Annotated in this window: 21 protein-coding genes; 14 read left to right on the forward strand and 7 right to left on the reverse strand. The window is 52.3% G+C overall.

All coding sequences use genetic code 11. The features are described 5' to 3' along the window. Nucleotides 1-68: 68 nt before the first annotated feature. From ykgO to carA, 7 genes are all read left to right on the forward strand, one after another. Nucleotides 69-185, forward strand: coding sequence for a type B 50S ribosomal protein L36 (ykgO, locus tag RUDLU_RS0111435; RefSeq protein ID WP_009284800.1), 117 nt, complete (start codon nt 69-71; stop codon nt 183-185). Between the two features lie 6 nt (nt 186-191). Beyond that, nucleotides 192-569: a 30S ribosomal protein S13 gene (gene rpsM, locus RUDLU_RS0111440; RefSeq protein ID WP_019988521.1), complete on the forward strand. Its 378-nt coding sequence runs from the start codon at nt 192-194 to the stop codon at nt 567-569. Nucleotides 570-641: 72 nt separating this feature from the next. Next, complete coding sequence (gene rpsK / locus RUDLU_RS0111445; RefSeq protein WP_019988522.1) at nt 642-1037, forward strand: 30S ribosomal protein S11; 396 nt, start codon at nt 642-644, stop codon at nt 1035-1037. 75 nt (nt 1038-1112) lie between these two features. Then, nucleotides 1113-1718, forward strand: a complete 606-nt coding sequence (gene rpsD / locus RUDLU_RS0111450) for a 30S ribosomal protein S4 (protein ID WP_019988523.1) — start codon at nt 1113-1115, stop codon at nt 1716-1718. Nucleotides 1719-1864: 146 nt separating this feature from the next. Further along, the gene (locus RUDLU_RS0111455; protein WP_027302974.1) at nt 1865-2854 is read left to right on the forward strand and encodes a DNA-directed RNA polymerase subunit alpha; all 990 of its coding nucleotides are present in this window, start codon (nt 1865-1867) and stop codon (nt 2852-2854) included. Between the two features lie 84 nt (nt 2855-2938). Beyond that, entirely contained in the window at nt 2939-3550 is a 612-nt protein-coding gene (rplQ, locus tag RUDLU_RS0111460; RefSeq protein ID WP_027302975.1) for a 50S ribosomal protein L17, read from the forward strand. A gap of 103 nt (nt 3551-3653) precedes the next feature. Further along, nucleotides 3654-4754 carry a glutamine-hydrolyzing carbamoyl-phosphate synthase small subunit gene (carA, locus tag RUDLU_RS0111465; RefSeq protein WP_019988526.1) on the forward strand — a complete coding sequence of 367 codons (1101 nt, stop codon included), beginning with the start codon at nt 3654-3656 and terminating at the stop codon, nt 4752-4754. Between the two features lie 66 nt (nt 4755-4820). Here carA and RUDLU_RS0111470 read toward each other — a convergent pair whose 3' ends face one another. Then, a complete protein-coding gene (locus RUDLU_RS0111470; protein ID WP_019988527.1) occupies nt 4821-6425 on the reverse strand; it encodes a hypothetical protein in 1605 nt (534 codons plus the stop codon). Nucleotides 6426-6443: 18 nt separating this feature from the next. Further along, complete coding sequence (locus tag RUDLU_RS0111475) at nt 6444-7214, reverse strand: hypothetical protein (RefSeq protein WP_157580163.1); 771 nt, start codon at nt 7212-7214, stop codon at nt 6444-6446. A gap of 324 nt (nt 7215-7538) precedes the next feature. On the opposite strand from RUDLU_RS0111475, the gene eno reads away from it, so the two are divergent. The 6 genes from eno to RUDLU_RS0111505 all read left to right on the forward strand — a co-directional run bounded on the left by eno (nt 7539) and on the right by RUDLU_RS0111505 (nt 12978). Further along, nucleotides 7539-8816, forward strand: coding sequence for a phosphopyruvate hydratase (eno, locus tag RUDLU_RS0111480; RefSeq protein ID WP_019988529.1), 1278 nt, complete (start codon nt 7539-7541; stop codon nt 8814-8816). Nucleotides 8817-8918: 102 nt separating this feature from the next. Next, nucleotides 8919-9230 (forward strand): hypothetical protein, encoded by a 312-nt coding sequence (locus tag RUDLU_RS0111485; RefSeq protein ID WP_019988530.1) that lies wholly within the window; start codon nt 8919-8921, stop codon nt 9228-9230. Nucleotides 9231-9332: 102 nt separating this feature from the next. Beyond that, complete coding sequence (locus RUDLU_RS0111490; protein WP_019988531.1) at nt 9333-9830, forward strand: low molecular weight protein-tyrosine-phosphatase; 498 nt, start codon at nt 9333-9335, stop codon at nt 9828-9830. Between the two features lie 90 nt (nt 9831-9920). Next, complete coding sequence (gpmI, locus tag RUDLU_RS0111495) at nt 9921-11501, forward strand: 2,3-bisphosphoglycerate-independent phosphoglycerate mutase (RefSeq protein WP_019988532.1); 1581 nt, start codon at nt 9921-9923, stop codon at nt 11499-11501. Between the two features lie 80 nt (nt 11502-11581). Then, the gene (locus RUDLU_RS0111500) at nt 11582-12151 is read left to right on the forward strand and encodes a hypothetical protein (RefSeq protein ID WP_027302978.1); all 570 of its coding nucleotides are present in this window, start codon (nt 11582-11584) and stop codon (nt 12149-12151) included. 233 nt (nt 12152-12384) lie between these two features. Continuing rightward, nucleotides 12385-12978: a YceI family protein gene (locus RUDLU_RS0111505; protein ID WP_027302979.1), complete on the forward strand. Its 594-nt coding sequence runs from the start codon at nt 12385-12387 to the stop codon at nt 12976-12978. 85 nt (nt 12979-13063) lie between these two features. Here RUDLU_RS0111505 and RUDLU_RS0111510 read toward each other — a convergent pair whose 3' ends face one another. The 5 genes from RUDLU_RS0111510 to RUDLU_RS0111530 all read right to left on the reverse strand — a co-directional run bounded on the left by RUDLU_RS0111510 (nt 13064) and on the right by RUDLU_RS0111530 (nt 17543). Beyond that, on the reverse strand, nt 13064-13873 hold the full coding sequence (locus tag RUDLU_RS0111510) for a TPM domain-containing protein (protein WP_044130256.1): 810 nt from the start codon (nt 13871-13873) through the stop codon (nt 13064-13066). A 6-nt stretch (nt 13874-13879) separates the two neighbouring features. Beyond that, a complete protein-coding gene (locus RUDLU_RS0111515; RefSeq protein WP_019988536.1) occupies nt 13880-14305 on the reverse strand; it encodes a TPM domain-containing protein in 426 nt (141 codons plus the stop codon). 92 nt (nt 14306-14397) lie between these two features. Next, the gene (locus RUDLU_RS0111520) at nt 14398-14982 is read right to left on the reverse strand and encodes a LemA family protein (protein WP_027302981.1); all 585 of its coding nucleotides are present in this window, start codon (nt 14980-14982) and stop codon (nt 14398-14400) included. 205 nt (nt 14983-15187) lie between these two features. Further along, a complete protein-coding gene (locus tag RUDLU_RS0111525) occupies nt 15188-16651 on the reverse strand; it encodes a DASH family cryptochrome (RefSeq protein ID WP_019988538.1) in 1464 nt (487 codons plus the stop codon). Nucleotides 16652-16805: 154 nt separating this feature from the next. Further along, entirely contained in the window at nt 16806-17543 is a 738-nt protein-coding gene (locus RUDLU_RS0111530) for a DUF547 domain-containing protein (RefSeq protein WP_044130257.1), read from the reverse strand. Between the two features lie 105 nt (nt 17544-17648). On the opposite strand from RUDLU_RS0111530, the gene RUDLU_RS0111535 reads away from it, so the two are divergent. Continuing rightward, nucleotides 17649-18437, forward strand: a complete 789-nt coding sequence (locus RUDLU_RS0111535; RefSeq protein WP_019988540.1) for an SDR family oxidoreductase — start codon at nt 17649-17651, stop codon at nt 18435-18437. Nucleotides 18438-18447: the final 10 nt, after the last annotated feature.

The raw sequence follows: 18447 nt of genomic DNA on the forward strand, positions 1-18447 counted from the left end.
TCTTTCAGCTTTCCAAAAACTGCTGGCTTATAACTGAAGACTGACGACATTAAACTGTAAACTTTCAAATGAAGGTTAAAGCATCCATCAAGAAGCGCAGTGAAGACTGCATCGTGATCCGTCGGAAAGGGAAACTGTACGTGATCAACAAGAAGAATCCCCGATACAAACAAAGACAAGGTTAATTTTCTATGGCACGTATTGCAGGTGTTGATATTCCGGACAAGAAGCGTGGCGAAATTGCGCTGACGTACATCTTCGGAATTGGTCGGAGTACCGCACAGAAAATTCTGTCGGGTGCTGGTATCAGCCTCGATAAGAAAGCAGGCGAATGGACCGACGAAGAGTCGAGCGCCATCCGTAACGCGATCAGCAACGATTTTAAAGTTGAAGGTGCGCTGCGCTCAGAGGTTCAGTTGAACATCAAACGTTTAATGGACATCGGTTGCTACCGGGGTCTGCGGCACCGGAAAGGTCTGCCGGTTCGTGGTCAGCATACGAAGAACAACTCTCGTACGCGGAAAGGCAAGCGTAAGACGGTTGCTAACAAGAAGAAAGCGACTAAATAGTAGCAGTAAGCAGTAGCAGTTGCAGTATTAACAAACTGCCACTGGCATTCTGCCACTGCCAACTTCAAACAAATGGCACAAGCAAAACGCAAAGACAAGGCGAAGAAGCGCATTGTAGTGGTTGAATCGGTTGGCCAGGTACACATCAAGGCTACCTTCAACAACATCATTATCTCAATCACCAACCTGAACGGTCAGGTAATCTCATGGGCATCGGCTGGTAAGATGGGCTTCAAAGGCTCAAAGAAAAACACTCCGTATGCCGCTCAGACTGCCGCTCAAAACTGTGCTGCTGTAGCCCACGATCTGGGTATGCGCAAAGCAGAGGTGTTCGTGAAAGGACCGGGTGCAGGCCGTGAGTCAGCTATCCGTACTATTCAGAACTCGGGTATCGAGGTAACTACAATCCGCGACATTACTCCGATGCCCCACAACGGCTGTCGGCCACCCAAACGCCGTCGCGTATAAAACGGGTGAATTGAATAAGGCCAGGCGACATTCGGTTGTGTCTGTCCATGTTCCAACTTATTATTCGTTCATTAAATGGCACGTTACACAGGACCAAAAGCCAAAATTTCGCGCAAGTTTGGCGAGCCTATCTTAGGCCCCAGCAAAGCGCTCCAGAAGAAAAACTATGCTCCCGGCATGCACGGGCGTGGTCGGAAGCGGAAGCAATCTGAATACGCAGTACAGCTGCTGGAGAAGCAAAAAGTAAAATATATCTACGGTATTCTTGAGCGGCAGTTCCGCGCCCTGTTTCACCGGGCCGCTGTTAAAGATGGTATCACCGGCGAAAACCTGCTCAAATTCTGCGAAGCTCGTCTCGATAACACCGTGTATCGTTTAGGTATTGCCCCCTCACGTCGGGCAGCCCGTCAGCTGGTTTCGCACAAACACATCGTAGTCGATGGCGAGGTAGTAAACATCCCTTCTTACTCGTTGAAGCCAGGTCAGATCATCAGCGTTCGCGAAAAGTCGAAGTCGCTTGAAGCTATCAGCACCAGCCTGTCAGCCCGTAATGCCAAGCGTTACAACTGGGTAGAGTGGGATGCTCAGCAACTCTCAGGTAAGTTTATCAGCTACCCTGAGCGCGATCAGATCCCAGAGAACGTAAACGAGCAGTTGATCGTCGAATTGTATTCGAAGTAATTATTCGTTTTGGCGTTCCGACGCTTTCGCGCGGGGCCACCCGTGCGGTCCGATGTTTGGCAGAGCTCTTCTGGAGTTCTGCCTCCTTTTGCATCTAACGGGTTTCTACTCCATTGGCAGGCGAGCTGCTGTTAACATAAAAAGGTATGTCAATTTTAGCGTTCCAAATGCCCGATAAAGTCGTGGTTGAAAAAGCCAACGATTTTCACGGAGTGTTTGAGTTTAAGCCCCTCGAAAAAGGGTACGGCGTCACGATCGGAAACGCACTACGGCGAATCCTGCTGTCGTCACTCGAAGGGTATGCCATTACGAGCGTGAAGTTTCCAGGCGTACTGCACGAATTTTCGTCGATCGAGGGGGTTGTTGAAGACGTAACAGAGATTATCCTGAACCTGAAAATGGTTCGGTTTAAGAAGATCTCTGATATGATCGACAGCAAAATTACGGTCAATATCAAAAAACAGTCTGTCTTGACGGCTGGTGATATTTCAAAGTTTACGTCTTCGTTTGAAGTACTGAACCCCGATCTGGTCATCTGCCATATTGACGATACGCGCGACCTGGAGATGGAAATCTTTGTGGAAAAGGGTCGTGGCTATGTTCCGGCTGACGAGCCTCGGGCAAATGAATTGCCTTTCGGCCACATTCCGATCGACTCAATCTACACACCGATTAAGAATGTGAAGTACAGCGTTGAGAACACGCGGGTCGAGCAGAAAACCGACTTTGAGAAACTGATTCTCGACATTGAGACCGACGGCTCTATCCATCCGGAAGAAGCGTTGAAAGGAGCAGCTTATATCCTGATCCAGCACTTTATGCTGTTCTCAGATCAGAATATGACCTTCGAAACAACGAAGCCCGAGGAAGAGAACGTGGTCGATGAGGAAATGCTCCATATGCGCAAGCTCCTCAAAACGCCACTGTCGGACCTGGACCTGTCGGTTCGGGCCTACAACTGCCTCAAGTCAGCCGATGTACGGACACTGGGCGAACTAGTTCGTCTGGAAATCTCCGACATGATGAAGTTCCGCAACTTCGGAAAGAAGTCGCTTACGGAACTGGAACAACTGGTGGCCGAAAAAGGATTGAATTTCGGCATGGACGTATCGAAATACAGATTAGACGAAGACTAAAAAACTAAGGAGAACGGAGAAAAGGAGTAAAGAGAAAAGATTGCTTTCCTCTTTACCTTCCTCCTCCTTCCTCCCTCTACCAAAATGAGACACGGTAAGAAAGATAATCACTTAGGCCGTACGCACTCGCATCGGGAAGCTATGCTCTCGAACATGGCGTCGTCGCTGATTCTGAAGAAGCGGATCGAGACGACTTTAGCGAAAGCCAAAGAATTGCGGAAGTTTGTGGAGCCATTGCTGACGAAAGCAAAGGATGATACTCACCAAAACCGCCGGATCGTTTTCCAGACGCTCACGAGCAAAGAAACGATCAAAGAACTGTTTGGGCCTGTAGCCGATAAGATTGCCAACCGTCCGGGAGGGTACACGCGCATCATCAAGCTGGGTAACCGCGCTGGTGATAACGCCGAAACTTGTCTGATCGAACTGGTTGACTTTAACGAAACGCTGCTCGCAGCTGCTCAGGAGAAAGCTACTGCCCGGACCCGTCGGGGTCGTCGGAGCAGCGGTGCTCGCCAGGCAGCAGACACGGCCGCTATCCCAGCGGCTGAAGTGGTAGCTGATGAGCCAGTAGCTGCTGAAGAGGCACCTGCAGCCGAAGCCGCTGTTGAAGAAGCCCCTGTAGCAGAGGCTCCGGCCGCTACAGAAGGCGAAGCGCCCGCCGAAGAGTCGAACGATGAGCCGAAGCAAGCTTAATGCAACGGAATTAAACATAGTGAAAGAGGGTTAGCCATACTGGGTTAACCCTTTTTTTTGGAGTAACAAACCGAATATACCTGATTAAGGCAAGAAATCGACGATGAAACACACGCAACAGCCGGAGGCTTTATTGGTTTTGCAGGATGGTTCCGTTTACAGGGGATTAGCGCTCGGAAAGCGCGGTACAGCAGGGGGCGAAATCTGCTTCAACACGGGTATGACGGGGTATCAGGAGATTTATACCGACCCTTCTTACTACGGCCAGGTGATTATCAATACCACCTCGCACATCGGTAATTACGGCGTGCAACACCAGTTGGAAGAAGAATCAAACGGCGTTAAAGTACGCGGTATGGTGTGCAATTTCTTCTCGCAGGTGCACTCCCGGTTTACGGCCGATGGTTCGCTGCAGGACTATTTCGAGAAGGCCAATATCGTGGGTATCCACGGCATTGACACTCGGCAACTGGTTCGCTACATCCGGGATAAAGGCGTGATGAACTGTATTATCTCGTCGGAAATTCTTGACCCCGTTCAGCTCTTAGCCGAGTTGAATAAAGTGCCCGACATGGCCGGGCTGGAGCTGTCGTCGGAGGTATGTACGCAGCAAACGTACGAACTAGGGCAGGAAGATGCCCGGCTGAAAGTGGCCGTGCTCGACCTGGGCGTGAAAAAAAGCATCCTGAGCAACCTCACCGACCGGGGCGCTTACTGCAAGGTTTTTCCGGCCCGTACTCCGTTTGAAGAACTGGCCGCCTGGAATCCCGACGGCTTCTTTATCTCGAATGGCCCTGGCGATCCGGCTGCCATGCCCTACGCCGTTGAAACGGTGAAACAGGCATTAGCTACCGAAAAGCCTTTGTTTGGTATTTGCCTGGGTCACCAGATCCTATCGCTGGCCAGCGGCATCTCGACGTACAAAATGCACAACGGCCACCGTGGATTGAACCACCCGGTCAAGAACCTGATTACGGGTCTTTGCGAGATTACGTCGCAGAATCACGGCTTTGCCGTGAAAGGCGACGACGTTCGGGATACCAATAACGTGGAGGTTACCCACCTCAATCTGAACGATAATACCATCGAGGGCATTCGGCGGAAAGACAAACCCGCTTTCTCGGTTCAGTACCACCCGGAGGCCTCGCCCGGCCCGCACGACTCTCGCTATTTGTTCGATGAGTTTGTGCAGCTGATGCATTAATACAGAAAGCCCGGTAGAAACGATCTACCGGGCTTTTCTCATCTACACCGATACCTATTCTGGAACTTACTTACAATACATTTCAGCTTTTATCTTAAGCGCCCAAGTAGCCTTATCCACCAGGTAGTCATTCTGCCGAAGTGGCCACGATGCCCCCCCATCAGTACTGGCCCGAAAATCGTAGCGCTGTCCTACCCGAAGCTTATACGATGTCACGTTCCGCTGTGTACGCGTGGCCGAGACCAGATCGCGCCAGTTGTCTTTTCCCACTTCGCTGTACTGAGTGAGCATAAGAGCGGGCAGGGAGGCCTCATCCAGCAGTTTGCCCTGTGGGCACGAAAACTGAAACTGAAGCTGCATGGATGGAGGCACCGGCAATTCGTTTAATAGCAGCGGTATGGGCGTTTGGTCGCAGGAAGTAGCCGGAGCCGACTCACCGATCAGACCTCCCTTTGCTCCCTTTCCCCAGGCATCGGTCTCATCGAAAACCCGGAGTATAAACGACCGGCCCGCTTCCTGATTGGCAATCGCGATCCGATCATTGTTATTCACCCCCGCAAAAAACGTAGTAACCACCGCCTTGGTCTGGGCATCAATCAGCTGGCACTTGTATTTCACATCCACGCCCGTCAGCTTACTACGCACGCTAAACACCGGCCCAAGCGAACATACAGGGGTTGTCCAGGCAGCGATGTACGAAACAGCCTGCGTAAAACGGGCCTGCAAGGTCAATCGACCGGTACTGGCCTCTCGAACTACTATACCTGCTTTTTCGGGTTTCCAAACACCCGTAACAGCATCGTAACTGAACAAGGGGATACTGTCGCCGGGCTGAATAGTACGGCCCGCTCGCGGATTTACTGTTCCCGGATTTAGATCCATGTTCAACTCACCCGGCTGTGATAATTGCTGCACCAGCTGAAAGTCTTCGTTGAATACCTTAATCGATATTGAACCAGCAACGGATTGAGCCCGGAGTGATGTGCCAGCCCCTACCCCAACCACATTAGAAAAAACGGGTCCACCGGGCAATTGTCCGGCCGCATTGCCCGTTCGCGCGTTGGTATGAATAAGCTGGAGAGTCAGTTTTCCGCTTACAGGTTTACCCTCCCGGTCGGTAAACGACGTCCCCGACGGAATCTGTACCCGCGCCATATCGCCCTGAGCCGTTGGGCTGGTATGCAGCGAAAGTATGGTTCCTGTATTGGCTGGTTGCCCGCTTTGGTCGGCAGGAGTCATACCAACGGGGGGCTTTGAAAGGCTAATCAACGGAAGCGAGCGTACCTGCCGATTACCATTGGTCAGTACAAACGGCTGCACAACGGTCAGATAATCGGGCGTAACAATGGCCACCGTAAAGCGAAACGGGCGTTGTGCAGATGGCATCACTTCGGGCGAAACGGCCAGTAACAACACCCCGTCGGTCGTGATTTTGTACTTTTTTGAATTGAGCGTCGTAACTACCGCATTGGCGTCGGGCCCACTAATAATAATACGGCTATTGGCCGGTAGCGGATTTCCGGCCGGATCGTACAACCGGCATTCAATAACCCCACTCTGAATAGGGTCTTTAAGGCCGATTGTAACGCCTTCCAGCGGATTTTGGCAAGCTTCCAGACCTAGAAACAAGCTCAGTAAAAACAGGGCGAGTACGTACAGATAGCGATTCATAACGAATGTCTTGATGAATTAAGGAAGCCGATACGTCAGCGAGATAGTCAGCGTTGGCAGAAAACGATAACCCGACAGATTGCGCTCCACAGTTGGGATTTGTTCATCGATCGTCGTAGTTTCCAAAAACCCGCTATAATCGAGCGAGACACGAGGCTTCCCCATGTAGAAAAAGCCCATTTCGCCCCCTACACTTAGCCTGCGTTTAGGCACTACCTTGCCGAGCCCCACGCCCACGTAAGGCATAAACCGCTGCCACCGGAAGCCCAAATCAACAATACCTACGTCTTCGGGTGTAAGCTCCAGCCCATCGAAATTCAGTTTATCTTCGGCATGAATTCGGAGGTTCAGCGATGGATGCCAATTGTACGCAATGCTGGTGGCTACGTACAGGCTACGGCCCTTGAGAACCTGCCAGCGCGCACCCAACTCAGCCATACCGACCATAAAATCGGGTTGGAGTATGATATAGGCACTCTTATCCAGATTGACCCGATTCGGCTTTCGATATGCCAGATACTGACCCCCAATGCGCAGCATCAACCGACCCGAATACCCTAACGAACGATTGTAGAACCCGCGAACCCCTAAGACACCAGCCTGAATACTTGCCGACTGCGCAACTCGATGAACGCCAGTATCAGCCGGTGCAACCGAGGGCCCAAGGCCATGCATGCTACCGGCCACGCTCACCTCTGTATGAACTAATCGACTTCCAGCTATTACAGATGTGTGCAGGCTTACCCACAAGGCGCCAGCACACAGGGCGACACGTAGCAGTGATTTCATGGTAAGGGGATGTACAAAATGCCTACTATGTCCAGTGTTTCACTTGACAATTCAAATATAGAAAACAGAGTGCATACAAATGAATAAATTATCAATTATAATATTATAAGCCGACTACTTTCTATTCCGTTTGAGCAGAAATCGTATCGCACTGATACCACAGCCTATGATTGTTTACCCGGTTCGACGGTCGTTTCTGAGGACAATCCAAAAAACTCCTTCTTATTTCGTTACTTTGTCTGTAAAAAGGGCTGATGACCAATGATTATATCAGTCCACAGGGAAAAAATAGAATTTTTAGTTGTTAACCTTTTTTATATCGCAATGAGTACCATTCAGAGCATTCATGCCAGACAAATTCTGGATTCACGAGGCAACCCAACCGTTGAAGTTGATGTACGGACCGAGAACGGCTTTCTGGGCCGGGCGGCAGTACCATCGGGTGCTTCAACCGGTACACACGAAGCCGTAGAGCTACGCGACGACGACGCGAGCGTGTACGTAGGCAAAGGTGTGTTGAAAGCCGTTCAGAACGTGAACGAACTGGTTGCCCCCGAGCTGGCGGGTGCTTCCGTTTTCGAGCAGAGCCTCATCGACAAGGTGATGCTGGAACTGGATGGTACGCCCAACAAAGGAAAACTGGGTGCCAACGCCATCCTGGGTGTATCGCTGGCTGTTGCTAAAGCAGCCGCTCAGGAAGCAGGCTTGCCGCTGTACCGGTACATTGGTGGGGTAAACGCCAACACGCTGCCCGTGCCGATGATGAACATCCTCAACGGAGGTTCACACGCCGACAACTCAATCGATTTTCAGGAGTTTATGGTTATGCCGGCCAACGCACCTAGCTTCTCTGAAGCCCTGCGGATGGGAACCGAGATTTTCCACACTCTCAAAAAGGTATTGAAGAGCAAAGGCTTGTCGACCAACGTAGGTGATGAAGGTGGTTTTGCACCCAACATCACTTCAAACGAAGAAGCTATCCAGACTATCCTGCAAGCCATTGAGAAGGCAGGCTACCGCCCCGGCGAAGATGTTTGGATCGCTATGGATGCCGCTTCGTCGGAGTTTTATAACCCCGAAACCAAGCAGTACCACTTCAAGAAATCGAGCGGTGATAAGCTAACATCGCAGGAAATGGCTAACTACTGGGCCGACTGGTGCAACAAATACCCCATCCTGAGCATCGAAGACGGCATGGCCGAAGACGATTGGGAAGGCTGGAAAATGCATACCGATTTGCTGAAGAACAAAATTCAACTGGTAGGCGACGACCTGTTTGTAACCAACGTAACCCGCCTGACGCAGGGTATCGAGCAAGGTATCGCCAACGCCGTATTGGTTAAAGTAAACCAGATTGGCTCGCTGACCGAAACAATCGATACCGTAAGCCTGGCTAAGCGTAATTCGTACAAAAACATCATGTCGCACCGTTCGGGTGAGACCGAAGATGCTACCATCGCTGATTTGGCCGTTGCGTTGAACACGGGTCAGATCAAGACGGGCTCGGCCTCGCGTTCGGACCGGATGGCGAAGTACAACCAGTTGCTCCGGATTGAGGAAGAACTGGGCGAGGTAGCCTACTTCCCGGGTCTGAAGTTTTAATGGATAATGCACAATGAATAGTGTGTAATGCACACGTTGAGTTGGAGCTCCCTACTCAGTACGCATTGCCCATTATTCATTGTGCATTACACCGTATTCATTATGAAGCGTCTCCTCCGATATGGCCGTAACTTTTACGTAGCCACAGGCGTTGGCCTGCTGGTCTGGATGTTGGCGTTTGATGCAAACGACTTGTTTGCGCAGTTTCGCAACTGGTGGACACTCCGGGACCTGGAAGAAAGCAAAGCCTTTTACCAGTCGGCCATCAAACGGGTACAGAATCAGCGTAAACTTGTATTGGGTACCGATCAGCTCCGGGAGAAGTACGCCCGCGAGCGGTATCTCATGAAAAAGCCAACCGAAGACGTGTACGTGCTGGTTGACGAAAATAACGAACCGATAGAAAAACAGTGAACAGTCATCAGTGAACAGTAAACAGTAAACAGTAGGCAAGTGTATATTGCTAATTGTTCGTTACTAACTGTTCGCTGCTCGTTGTTAACTGTTCACTGAAAAATGCTTTCCGTTCTCTTCGTTTGTCTGGGTAACATTTGCCGGTCACCGGTTGCCGAAGGTATCTTCCGTAGTTTGGTAGCTCAGCGAGGACTGGAAAACGAAATCAGCTGCGACTCGGCGGGCACCTCTTCGTATCATCTGGGTGAATTACCCGACCGGCGAACCCGCCAAAACGCACAGGAACACGGCCTGAACCTCACCCATCGGGCACGCCGGATGATCGGCGAAGACCTCGCTCAGTTTACGTATTTCGTAGCAATGGACGAGGCCAATTTCGACGCGGTGCTGAAACTCAGTCAGCGGAGCCTCGGGCTGGTGAGCGACGAAAACATCTTTCTCCTTCGTGAATTTGATCCGGTTGTTGGTGATGACCCCAACGTGCCCGACCCTTACTACGAGGGCCCCGAGGTATTCGAAGAGGTTTACCAGATTACCTACCGCTGCTGTGAGCAGCTGCTCAATTATTTGCAGGAAATACACCAGTTAAATGGCGAATGAGTGAATGGCGAAAGAGCGGTAGTATATTTTACTCTTTGCCGAGCGCGGCCCGCACTCTTTCACTCTTTCACTCTTTCACTCTTTTGCTTTATGGAAAAAAACGTCATACTTCTCATTCTCGACGGTTGGGGCATTGCTACGCAGCTCGAACGGTCGGCGCTGGCAGCCGCCAAAACGCCTTTTATCGACTCGCTTTTCACCCAATACCCTCATAGCCGACTCGAAGCGTCGGGACTGGCCGTTGGCCTGCCTGCGGGTCAAATGGGCAACTCCGAAGTGGGGCATATGAACCTGGGGGCCGGTCGTATTGTGTATCAGGATCTGGTTAAGATCAACAAAGCCGTTGAAGAACACACCCTCGACACCGAGCCGGTGCTGGTCGATGCACTCAATTACGCTAAGCAAAACGGCAAAAAGGTACATTTTATCGGCCTGGTGTCTGACGGGGGCGTTCACTCGCACATCGATCACCTGAAGGGACTGTTATCTATTGCCCATGCTAAAGGACTGAGCGACGTGTACGTGCATGCCTTCACCGACGGACGCGATACCGATCCTAAGAGTGGCCTCGGTTTTCTGAGCGATCTGCAACAACACTTAGCCGCAACAACGGGAAAACTGGCCAGTGTAACAGGGCGATTCTACGCCATGGACCGCGACAATCGCTGGGAGCGAGTACGGCAGGCATACGATGTGATGGTACGCGGTTCGGGTACGCCCGTGGGAGCGGCCAACGTATTGCAGGCTATTCAGGCCTCATACGACGAAGGGGTCACCGACGAGTTCATTAAGCCAATTGTGGTCGCGCAGGAAGATGGCTCACCCGTAGCCACCATCGACGAAGGCGACGTCGTGCTGTGCTTCAACTTCCGCACCGACCGGGGCCGCGAAATCACGATCGCGCTCACGCAGCGTGATATCCCAGAGCAGGAAATGCAAAAACTGAATTTGTACTACCTGACCCTGACCAACTACGATAACGATTTTACCAACGTCCATGTCATCTACGACAAAGACAACCTCAACAATACCCTTGGCGAGGTAATCGCTGCTGCCGGCCGGACCCAGATTCGTATTGCCGAAACAGAAAAGTACCCGCACGTGACCTTCTTCTTCTCGGGTGGCCGCGAGGAGCCTTTTGCCGGAGAAAAACGGTTGCTGTGCCAGTCGCCTAAGGAAATGACGGTGTATGATGCCGATGGCAACGCGACGGTTATTCCGGTAAAGACCTACGATCAGAAACCCGAAATGGCCGCCTACGATATTCGCGACGCCATTGTACCTGAGCTACAAAACAAAACGGCCAACTTTATCTGTCTCAACTTTGCCAACACCGATATGGTGGGCCATACGGGCGTATTTGAAGCCGTGGTGAAGGCAGCCGAGGCCGTTGATGCCTGCACGCAGGCCGTTACCGAGGCCGCTTTAGCCAGCGATTATTCGGTCATTATCATTGCCGACCACGGGAATGCCGATTACATGGTGAACGACGATGGTACACCCAACACGGCGCATACCACAAATCTGGTACCTTGTATTTTGGTCGACAATCAGTTGAAACCCGCTCTGCACGACGGCAAGCTCGCCGATGTAGCACCTACAATTCTGGAGCTGATGGGTATTGCCAAACCGAGTGAAATGAACGGCCAGAGTTTGATCCAACAAGCTTGAACGTCTTACCACTAAAGTACGTTTAGTCGAATACAAATGGCCCTCTGCTATTGAAGTAGAGGGCCCTTTTTTACCGTTTTATGACACGTATTCTCCTTGTTTTTGCCGCTATACTTTTGGTTTCATGTGATAACTCAAACGAGCAAACTGTAGCCAAACCTGTGTACTTCGATGTAGCCGGGTACGTGTCGAGGCAAATTGAGAAACTGGCCGCTCAAAAGCCAACGGTAGAGAAAAACGCCTTCATCAGCGGAAAAACGAATCTGCAAACCACTGCCCAAATCGACTGGGCCAAAGAGCTGGAACTATTTAAGCAAGCCGATATAAACAAGCCAGCGTTTCGAACCAGTTACACCATTACCCGCCCCGACTCACTCACGTACGAGTACACGCTGAAATCGACTGAAGAGAAACTCACCGTACGGTCGCTGCTGGTGCGGCTCGACTCCACAACGCGCCAGCCGGTTCAGATCCAGGCCATTCTGAAAACCGAAAACCCATTGTACATGTCGGAGCGCCGACTCCTGCTGATTAGCGGCTCCGAGGCCGGGCAGGGATGGGGTGTGCGTAGTTACCAGATTGAAGGTTTCGAGCAGCTTACCTACTTCGACCGGAACAATTTCCGGATAAACGGGCATATCGCCCAGTAACCTAACACCTGTTTTCTGACTCATTATCACGGCCTTCCATTAGGAAGGGCCCAGGATCTCTGTACGCTTTGGTCGGCAAGTTTTGGTACCCTATCGGTGCAAAACCCTTCTACATCGATAGTTACTTGATTGGTTGAATAGAACTATAGTTATTTGCTCCTGACTGGAAGATGTCGCAGTAACGACGTATCCAGATAGTGTATCTGTTTTTTTTCACCTTTTCTATCATTCCTATGAAACGACTGTCGCTTCTTGTTGCTGTTGCCCTTAGCTCACTGAGCACGTATGCCCAGACCTGGACCTTAGACAAATCACACAGCCGCCTTGGCTTTACAGTTACCCACCTGATGCTGACAGAAGTAGACGGTAACTTCAAAACCATTGATGCCACCGTGACCTCGTCGAAGCCCGATCTGTCGGACGCCGTTTTCGAACTGACTGCCGACGTAAACAGCATCAACACCGAGAATGAGCGTCGGGATGGCCACCTGAAAAGCGCTGACTTCTTCGACACGGCGAAGTTTCCCACGCTGACGTTCAAGAGCACGTCGCTGAAGAAAGTAGAGGGTAAGAAATACAAACTCATGGGCGACCTGACCATGCATGGTGTAACCAAGCCGGTTACGCTCGATCTGGTTATGAACGGGCCTATCACTCAGGAGACGCCCCGTGGTAAATCAGAAAAAGTTGGAATTAAAGTTAGTGGTACCCTGAAGCGGTCAGATTTTGGTGTTGGTTCCAGCTCAACGGCTGTTGTCAGCGACGAGGTTGAACTGCGCGGTGCGGCCGAGTTTGCGAAGCAAAACGCTGTAACGGAGAAAAAATAAGGGTGAATTTCGGTTTCTATACTCACACGCAAAAAAGGGGACTCAACTGAGTCCCCTTTTTTTATCTTGTCAGCTCTTGCTGTTGCTAGTAATCGCCACCGGCACCACCACCTCCGAAGCTACCGCCCCCGAAGCCGCCAAAGTCGGAGCCACCTCCGCCACCTCCGCCCCAGCTACCCGATGAGCTACCCCATCCGGTGTAGGTGGTGTACGGAATAAACCAGCCTCCGCCACCTCCGCCCCGGTAGCGGTTGCCCCCACCCCGGCGGTTTATCCAGCTAAAGAGAATGATAACCGCCAGAATCAGGAAAATCCAGACAAAAATATCACCCCCATCGTCTTCACTGGCCGGTTCGGACTTGTACTCACCCTGTGCCCGCTTGATAATCTCGGTGGTAGCTGCGTCTAACCCCTGAAAGTATTGCTGCTGCTTAAACGCCGGTGCAAGGATATTATCGACAATTCGGTTGGCTACCGCGTCGGGGATTGCCCCTTCGAGGCCGTAACCCGTGGCAATGTATATCTTACGGTCGCCAGTGGCCCAGGCTAACACCAGGCCATTGTTTTTACCTTTCTGCCCTACCCCCCATTTGCGGCCCACCTGAAAAGCAAAGTCACCGATGGGATACGGTTCGGTCGTTTTGACAATGACGAGGGTGATCTGCGTCGAGGTAGAATCGTTGTATCGGCGCAGCTTTTCTTCCAGAGTCGCCCGTTCGCCGGGTTGCAGAATACCCACGTAGTCATTGACCAGACGGGGCGGATTGGGCCGGTCGGGGATAACATCGTTGGGGTTGCCTGTTTGCGCACGCACCGCCGTGCTCACCGTCAGGAGCAAAGCCAGTAGCCAGCATAGCCCAAACAGGCGTCGATTACGGAATATAGGATCGTTCACAAGCAATCAGCTAAACGAAATATCGTCGGAGAGTTCATTGGAATCGTCGGCCAGCCGGGGAAAATAGTGCTTCAGTTGCTCACCGGCCCGGGCTATACCACCAGCCAGCCCTTCGGCATACTGCCCCTGGGCAAAGTGCCGACGCATCAGTTCTTTGGTTTCGTCCCAGAACCCGGCGGGCACCCGCGCATCAATTCCCTTATCGCCAATGACCGCAAACTTCCGATCATCAACGGCCAGGTAAAAAAGTACGCCGTTTTGTTCACGGGTTTGGTGCATACCTAAATGCGCAAACACCTCAATAGCCCGCGCCACCGGGTCGCCCGTCGGGCAAGGGCCTTCAATATGGACCCGAACCTCACCCGATGTGGCTAACTCAGCCTGCTTGATAGCGGCTATGATCTGTTGTTGCTGTTCGGCAGGGATCTGCATGGCTTAATGCGTAATGTGTAATGATGAATGCGTAATGAAAGAAGGTCAATCGTTGTGAACGTTCTTACGCATTACGCATTCATCATTCCGCATTATTTAAAATCTACCGTTGGTGCCGACTGGGCTGCCTGGCTGGCTTCGAAGAAGCCCCGACGCTGGAACCCGAAAATACCGGCAAAAATGTTGTTCGGAAACGACCGTACCGACTGGTTATAGTCGCCTACAACCTGATTGAAATCGTTACGGGCCACCGTGATTCGGTTCTCAGTGCCTTCCAGCTGCGCCTGTAAATCAGAGAAGTTTTGCGTAGCGCGGAGTTGTGGGTAGTTTTCGGCTACCGCCAGCAGGCGCGACAATGAGCCCGACAGTTGGTCCTGCGCGGCCTGGAACTTCTGGATATTTTCGGGGGTCAACTGATCGGCATTCAGGTTAATACCGGTGGCATTGGCCCGCGCCGAAATAACGGCCTGCAACGTACTTTTTTCAAAGTTGGCAGCTCCCTGTACGGTACGTACCAGGTTAGGAATCAGGTCGGCCCGGCGTTGGTACTGCGTCTGGACGTTACCCCAGGTTTTTTCAACGGCAGTATCTTTTTCTACAAGACCGTTGTATGAGCTACAGCCGTACATACCTAACAGGACGAGGACAACGACGACGATAATTGTGGTTCTTGACATGGTTTCTAATTTGATAAACGGGTTGATCGTCAAATCGGGGTAAAGCTAAAAAAAATCCGATCAGTTCTGTAAGTACTATTTTTTGGGGACCGTTGTTTGAATGGATGAGCGGCCGAAAAACGCGATTAGCTCACGAAAGGCACGAATTTATCCCAAAAGAACCGGGCCGGAAGATACACCTCCCGGCCCGGTTTGCTGTCTTACCTTAGCGTTTCAGCCACTTGTTGGGGTTTACCAGCGGCATTGGGTACGTATCGCCGAGCGCGATACCGTACTGTCGTTGCTCAGGTGGGCTCAGGTTCGAGACAATATGGACCTTCGGCGCAGGGACTTTGGCCAGTTCGGGGAGCCAGTGCCTTACGTATTCGCCCCCTTCATCGTAACGGGTAGCCTGTGTGTAAATATTGAAGTACCGATCTTCGCGGGGGTCGTTGCCCACACCCGCCGTGTAGTTCCAGTTCCCCCAGTTGCTGCACGGGTCGTAGTCGACGAGCATACTCTCAAACCAGGCCGCCCCCCAGGTCCAGTCGATGCCCAGGTCTTTGACCAGAAAACTGCCCACGTTCTGCCGACCCCGGTTGCTCATGAAGCCCGTAGCGGCCAGTTCGCGCATGTTGGCGTCGATAAACGGAATGCCTGTTTGCCCTTCGGTCCAGCGAATAAATAAATTCTGATCGTGCCGCCAGCGTTTCTGGAGGTCGTGCTTGATACCGCTCGGCTTAAAAATGCGGTCACCGAAGCGTAGAGCCACAAACCGGAAGAAATCCCGCCAGATCAACTCGAAAATGAGCCAGTACGTCGACTGGAGCGCCAGCCGGTCGTTTTTCACGCGCTCGTCTTCGTAGCGCATCACCTCCTCGTAAATGGTTCGGGGCGACAAACAGCCGTGGGCCAACCAGGCCGAAAACTTGCTCGAATAGTCCTCGCCCAGCAACCCGTTGCGGGTTTCTTTATAGGTCTTAATCAGGTCTTTTTCCCAGAGGTAACGTTCGAGCCGTTGCAGAGCCACGGTTTCGCCCCCCTTGAAGGCCACCGCCCGCCGAGAGTCGGGCCGGTTCAGGGCTTCGATCTGCTCCGCCGAAAAACCGAACGAAGCGAGCGACGGCATATCACCGGGGTCGATTTCGGGCACGAGCTTCACCCGCATGGGGTCTTCGACCGTCGCGCGGATTTTGGCCCGGCGCTCTACCTGATTCCGAAATTGCGAGAATACGTCGGGCAGGCGCGAAATATCGAAGGGCAGGTCGCGCACGTGATAGAGCGTCGATTGCCAGAACAGCTCTAGGTCGATGTTTAGCGGTTTGAGCAGCTTGCTCAACCGCGATTCCATGCCGGTTTCTTCGCTTGTAACTTCCTTGCTGGCGTAGATGGCTTCCGCTTTGATTTCGCCAGCCAGCTCGGCCAGGATTTTGGCCGGGTCGCCCACGCGAATAATCAGGTGCGCCCCCCGATTGCGCAGGTTGCGCCGGAGGTCGGCCACGCTTTCGATGAGGAAATTAGCCCGAAAGATTTCGGTTTTGCGGAAGCCCAAGCGCGGTAATGGCGCAAACAGAGCCGGATTGAAAATAAAAACGGGAAGCACTTCGTCGGCCTGCCGGACAGCCCGGCTAAAGGCTTCATTGTCGTGTAATCGTAGGTCGTTACGGAACCAGTACAGGATACGCTTCATCAGTAATCAGTGAACAGTTATCAACGAACAGTGAACAATGAGCAATCCGTGCGCCGTACGTCACATTGAACAATTCGCTATGCAGGCTCAACCGCTTTACAAAGGATTTGTTCACTGCCTACTGCTCGTTGTTCGTTGTTAACTGTTCACTGTACTACTTCTGTTCGTTCAGATTCCAGTTATAGTCGAGATATGAGATTTTGGTGTCGGTGGTCAGCTTGGTCTTGGAGTACCGGTTAATCCAGCTTTCCAGTGTTTTGCCACTTTTCTCGAAGTCGTCGCCGTACCAGTCCAGAATTTTCGAGAGCGACGCCCGGCTACCCGAAATGGCGTTTTTGGCTGGGTCGTTCAGAAAATCCACGCCCTGTTCATTCAGTTGGGCATCGAGTCGACTGCCTACATAAGCTTCATTCCGCAGTTTGGGGCACGACACAGCCGCGCATACCAGGGCGAAGTGAATCCGGGGGTCGTTGAACTGCTTGCGGATGGTACCATGCTCGATATTATCGAGGCTCATGGTTTCTTTCCCGATCTTGATAAAGCTTTTGGCCCAGGGCGTGTTCACAAACGGGATCTGGATTTTGCTGCCGATGTCTTTGATGCTTTTGACGGGGTAATAATCAAGAATCAGCCGAAGCGTGTAGGCGTTGTAGGCATTAATCCAGTACGCCAGTTGGTCGTTTTTGCTCCAGTTGGCCGCGGGTGGGTTTTTGCTCAACAGGTCGAGGTACGCGTTGAGGTCTTTAGGGTCTTTTTTGAGGCCTTTATAATTGACCATTCCTTTTTCATCCACGTATTTTTTCAGGACCCGGTCAAACAGGCTATGGTCAACCGACTGCGGGGCCGATGCCCCAACGGCTACGGCAAAAAAGAGGCAGCACGCAGCTACCATGAAGGTGATTTTTTGGTACATCGCGAACGGGGGAATACCCTACTTTTGTCTCTAACCATATACGCGCTGCAAAGGCCAAAAGTTTACACTGTACCGACAGAAGTTATGAATCTTAATCTTACCGGCAAAACCGCCCTTGTTTGTGGCAGTACGCAGGGAATCGGCCGTGCATCGGCGGTCGAGTTAGCCCTGCTGGGTGCCAGCGTCTTTCTGATGGCCCGCAACGAAGCCGCCCTTCAGCAAACCATCACCGAGCTCGACACCAGTCAGGGGCAGCAGCACGGGTTCGTGGTCGCCGATTTTAGTCAGGCGGGGAGTGTATCCAACGCCCTGCGTGATTTACTGGCCAAAACGCCTGTTATCCACATACTTATCAACAATACGGGCGGACCGGCTGGTGGGCCACTCATCGACGCGTCCGCCGAGGCTTTTGTCCAGACGTTTCACAACCACCTGATCAACAACCAAACGCTGGTACAGGCGCTGGCCCCCGGTATGCGCGAGGCCGGTTACGGGCGCATCGTCAACATCATCAGCACCTCGGTTAAGCAGCCCATTGTGGGGCTTGGCGTGTCGAACACCATCCGGGGGGCCGTGGCGCAATGGGCCAAAACTCTTTCGCTGGAGCTGGGCCCCTGGGGCATCACGGTCAACAACGTGCTGCCGGGCTACACCCGCACAGCGCGGCTCGATGCCGTGCTGAGTATGCGGGCCGGGGCTTCGGGCAAGACCGAAGACGAGGTAGCCGCCCAAATGGAGCGCGAAATCCCCATCGGCCGTTTCGCTACGGCCGAGGAAGTAGCCGCTGCCGTGGCTTTCCTGTGCACACCCGCAGCCGCCAGCATCTCAGGTATCAACGTACCGGTTGATGGTGGTAAAACGGGAGGACTTTGAAGAGTGAAAG

The organism is Rudanella lutea DSM 19387 (assembly GCF_000383955.1).
Taxonomy (GTDB): domain Bacteria; phylum Bacteroidota; class Bacteroidia; order Cytophagales; family Spirosomataceae; genus Rudanella; species Rudanella lutea.

Coding starts and splice junctions, on each gene's coding strand:
- RUDLU_RS0111535 (WP_019988540.1), top strand. CDS start 17,649: ATGAATCTTAATCTTACCGGCAAAACCGCCCTTGTTTGTGGCAGTACG.
- eno (WP_019988529.1), top strand. CDS start 7,539: ATGAGTACCATTCAGAGCATTCATGCCAGACAAATTCTGGATTCACGA.
- RUDLU_RS0111485 (WP_019988530.1), top strand. CDS start 8,919: ATGAAGCGTCTCCTCCGATATGGCCGTAACTTTTACGTAGCCACAGGC.
- RUDLU_RS0111455 (WP_027302974.1), top strand. CDS start 1,865: ATGTCAATTTTAGCGTTCCAAATGCCCGATAAAGTCGTGGTTGAAAAA.
- RUDLU_RS0111505 (WP_027302979.1), top strand. CDS start 12,385: ATGAAACGACTGTCGCTTCTTGTTGCTGTTGCCCTTAGCTCACTGAGC.
- RUDLU_RS0111500 (WP_027302978.1), top strand. CDS start 11,582: ATGACACGTATTCTCCTTGTTTTTGCCGCTATACTTTTGGTTTCATGT.
- RUDLU_RS0111470 (WP_019988527.1), bottom strand. CDS start 6,425: ATGAATCGCTATCTGTACGTACTCGCCCTGTTTTTACTGAGCTTGTTT.
- RUDLU_RS0111520 (WP_027302981.1), bottom strand. CDS start 14,982: ATGTCAAGAACCACAATTATCGTCGTCGTTGTCCTCGTCCTGTTAGGT.
- RUDLU_RS0111490 (WP_019988531.1), top strand. CDS start 9,333: ATGCTTTCCGTTCTCTTCGTTTGTCTGGGTAACATTTGCCGGTCACCG.
- gpmI (WP_019988532.1), top strand. CDS start 9,921: ATGGAAAAAAACGTCATACTTCTCATTCTCGACGGTTGGGGCATTGCT.
- ykgO (WP_009284800.1), top strand. CDS start 69: ATGAAGGTTAAAGCATCCATCAAGAAGCGCAGTGAAGACTGCATCGTG.
- carA (WP_019988526.1), top strand. CDS start 3,654: ATGAAACACACGCAACAGCCGGAGGCTTTATTGGTTTTGCAGGATGGT.
- RUDLU_RS0111515 (WP_019988536.1), bottom strand. CDS start 14,305: ATGCAGATCCCTGCCGAACAGCAACAACAGATCATAGCCGCTATCAAG.
- rpsK (WP_019988522.1), top strand. CDS start 642: ATGGCACAAGCAAAACGCAAAGACAAGGCGAAGAAGCGCATTGTAGTG.
- rpsD (WP_019988523.1), top strand. CDS start 1,113: ATGGCACGTTACACAGGACCAAAAGCCAAAATTTCGCGCAAGTTTGGC.
- RUDLU_RS0111530 (WP_044130257.1), bottom strand. CDS start 17,543: ATGGTAGCTGCGTGCTGCCTCTTTTTTGCCGTAGCCGTTGGGGCATCG.
- RUDLU_RS0111475 (WP_157580163.1), bottom strand. CDS start 7,214: ATGAAATCACTGCTACGTGTCGCCCTGTGTGCTGGCGCCTTGTGGGTA.
- RUDLU_RS0111525 (WP_019988538.1), bottom strand. CDS start 16,651: ATGAAGCGTATCCTGTACTGGTTCCGTAACGACCTACGATTACACGAC.
- rplQ (WP_027302975.1), top strand. CDS start 2,939: ATGAGACACGGTAAGAAAGATAATCACTTAGGCCGTACGCACTCGCAT.
- rpsM (WP_019988521.1), top strand. CDS start 192: ATGGCACGTATTGCAGGTGTTGATATTCCGGACAAGAAGCGTGGCGAA.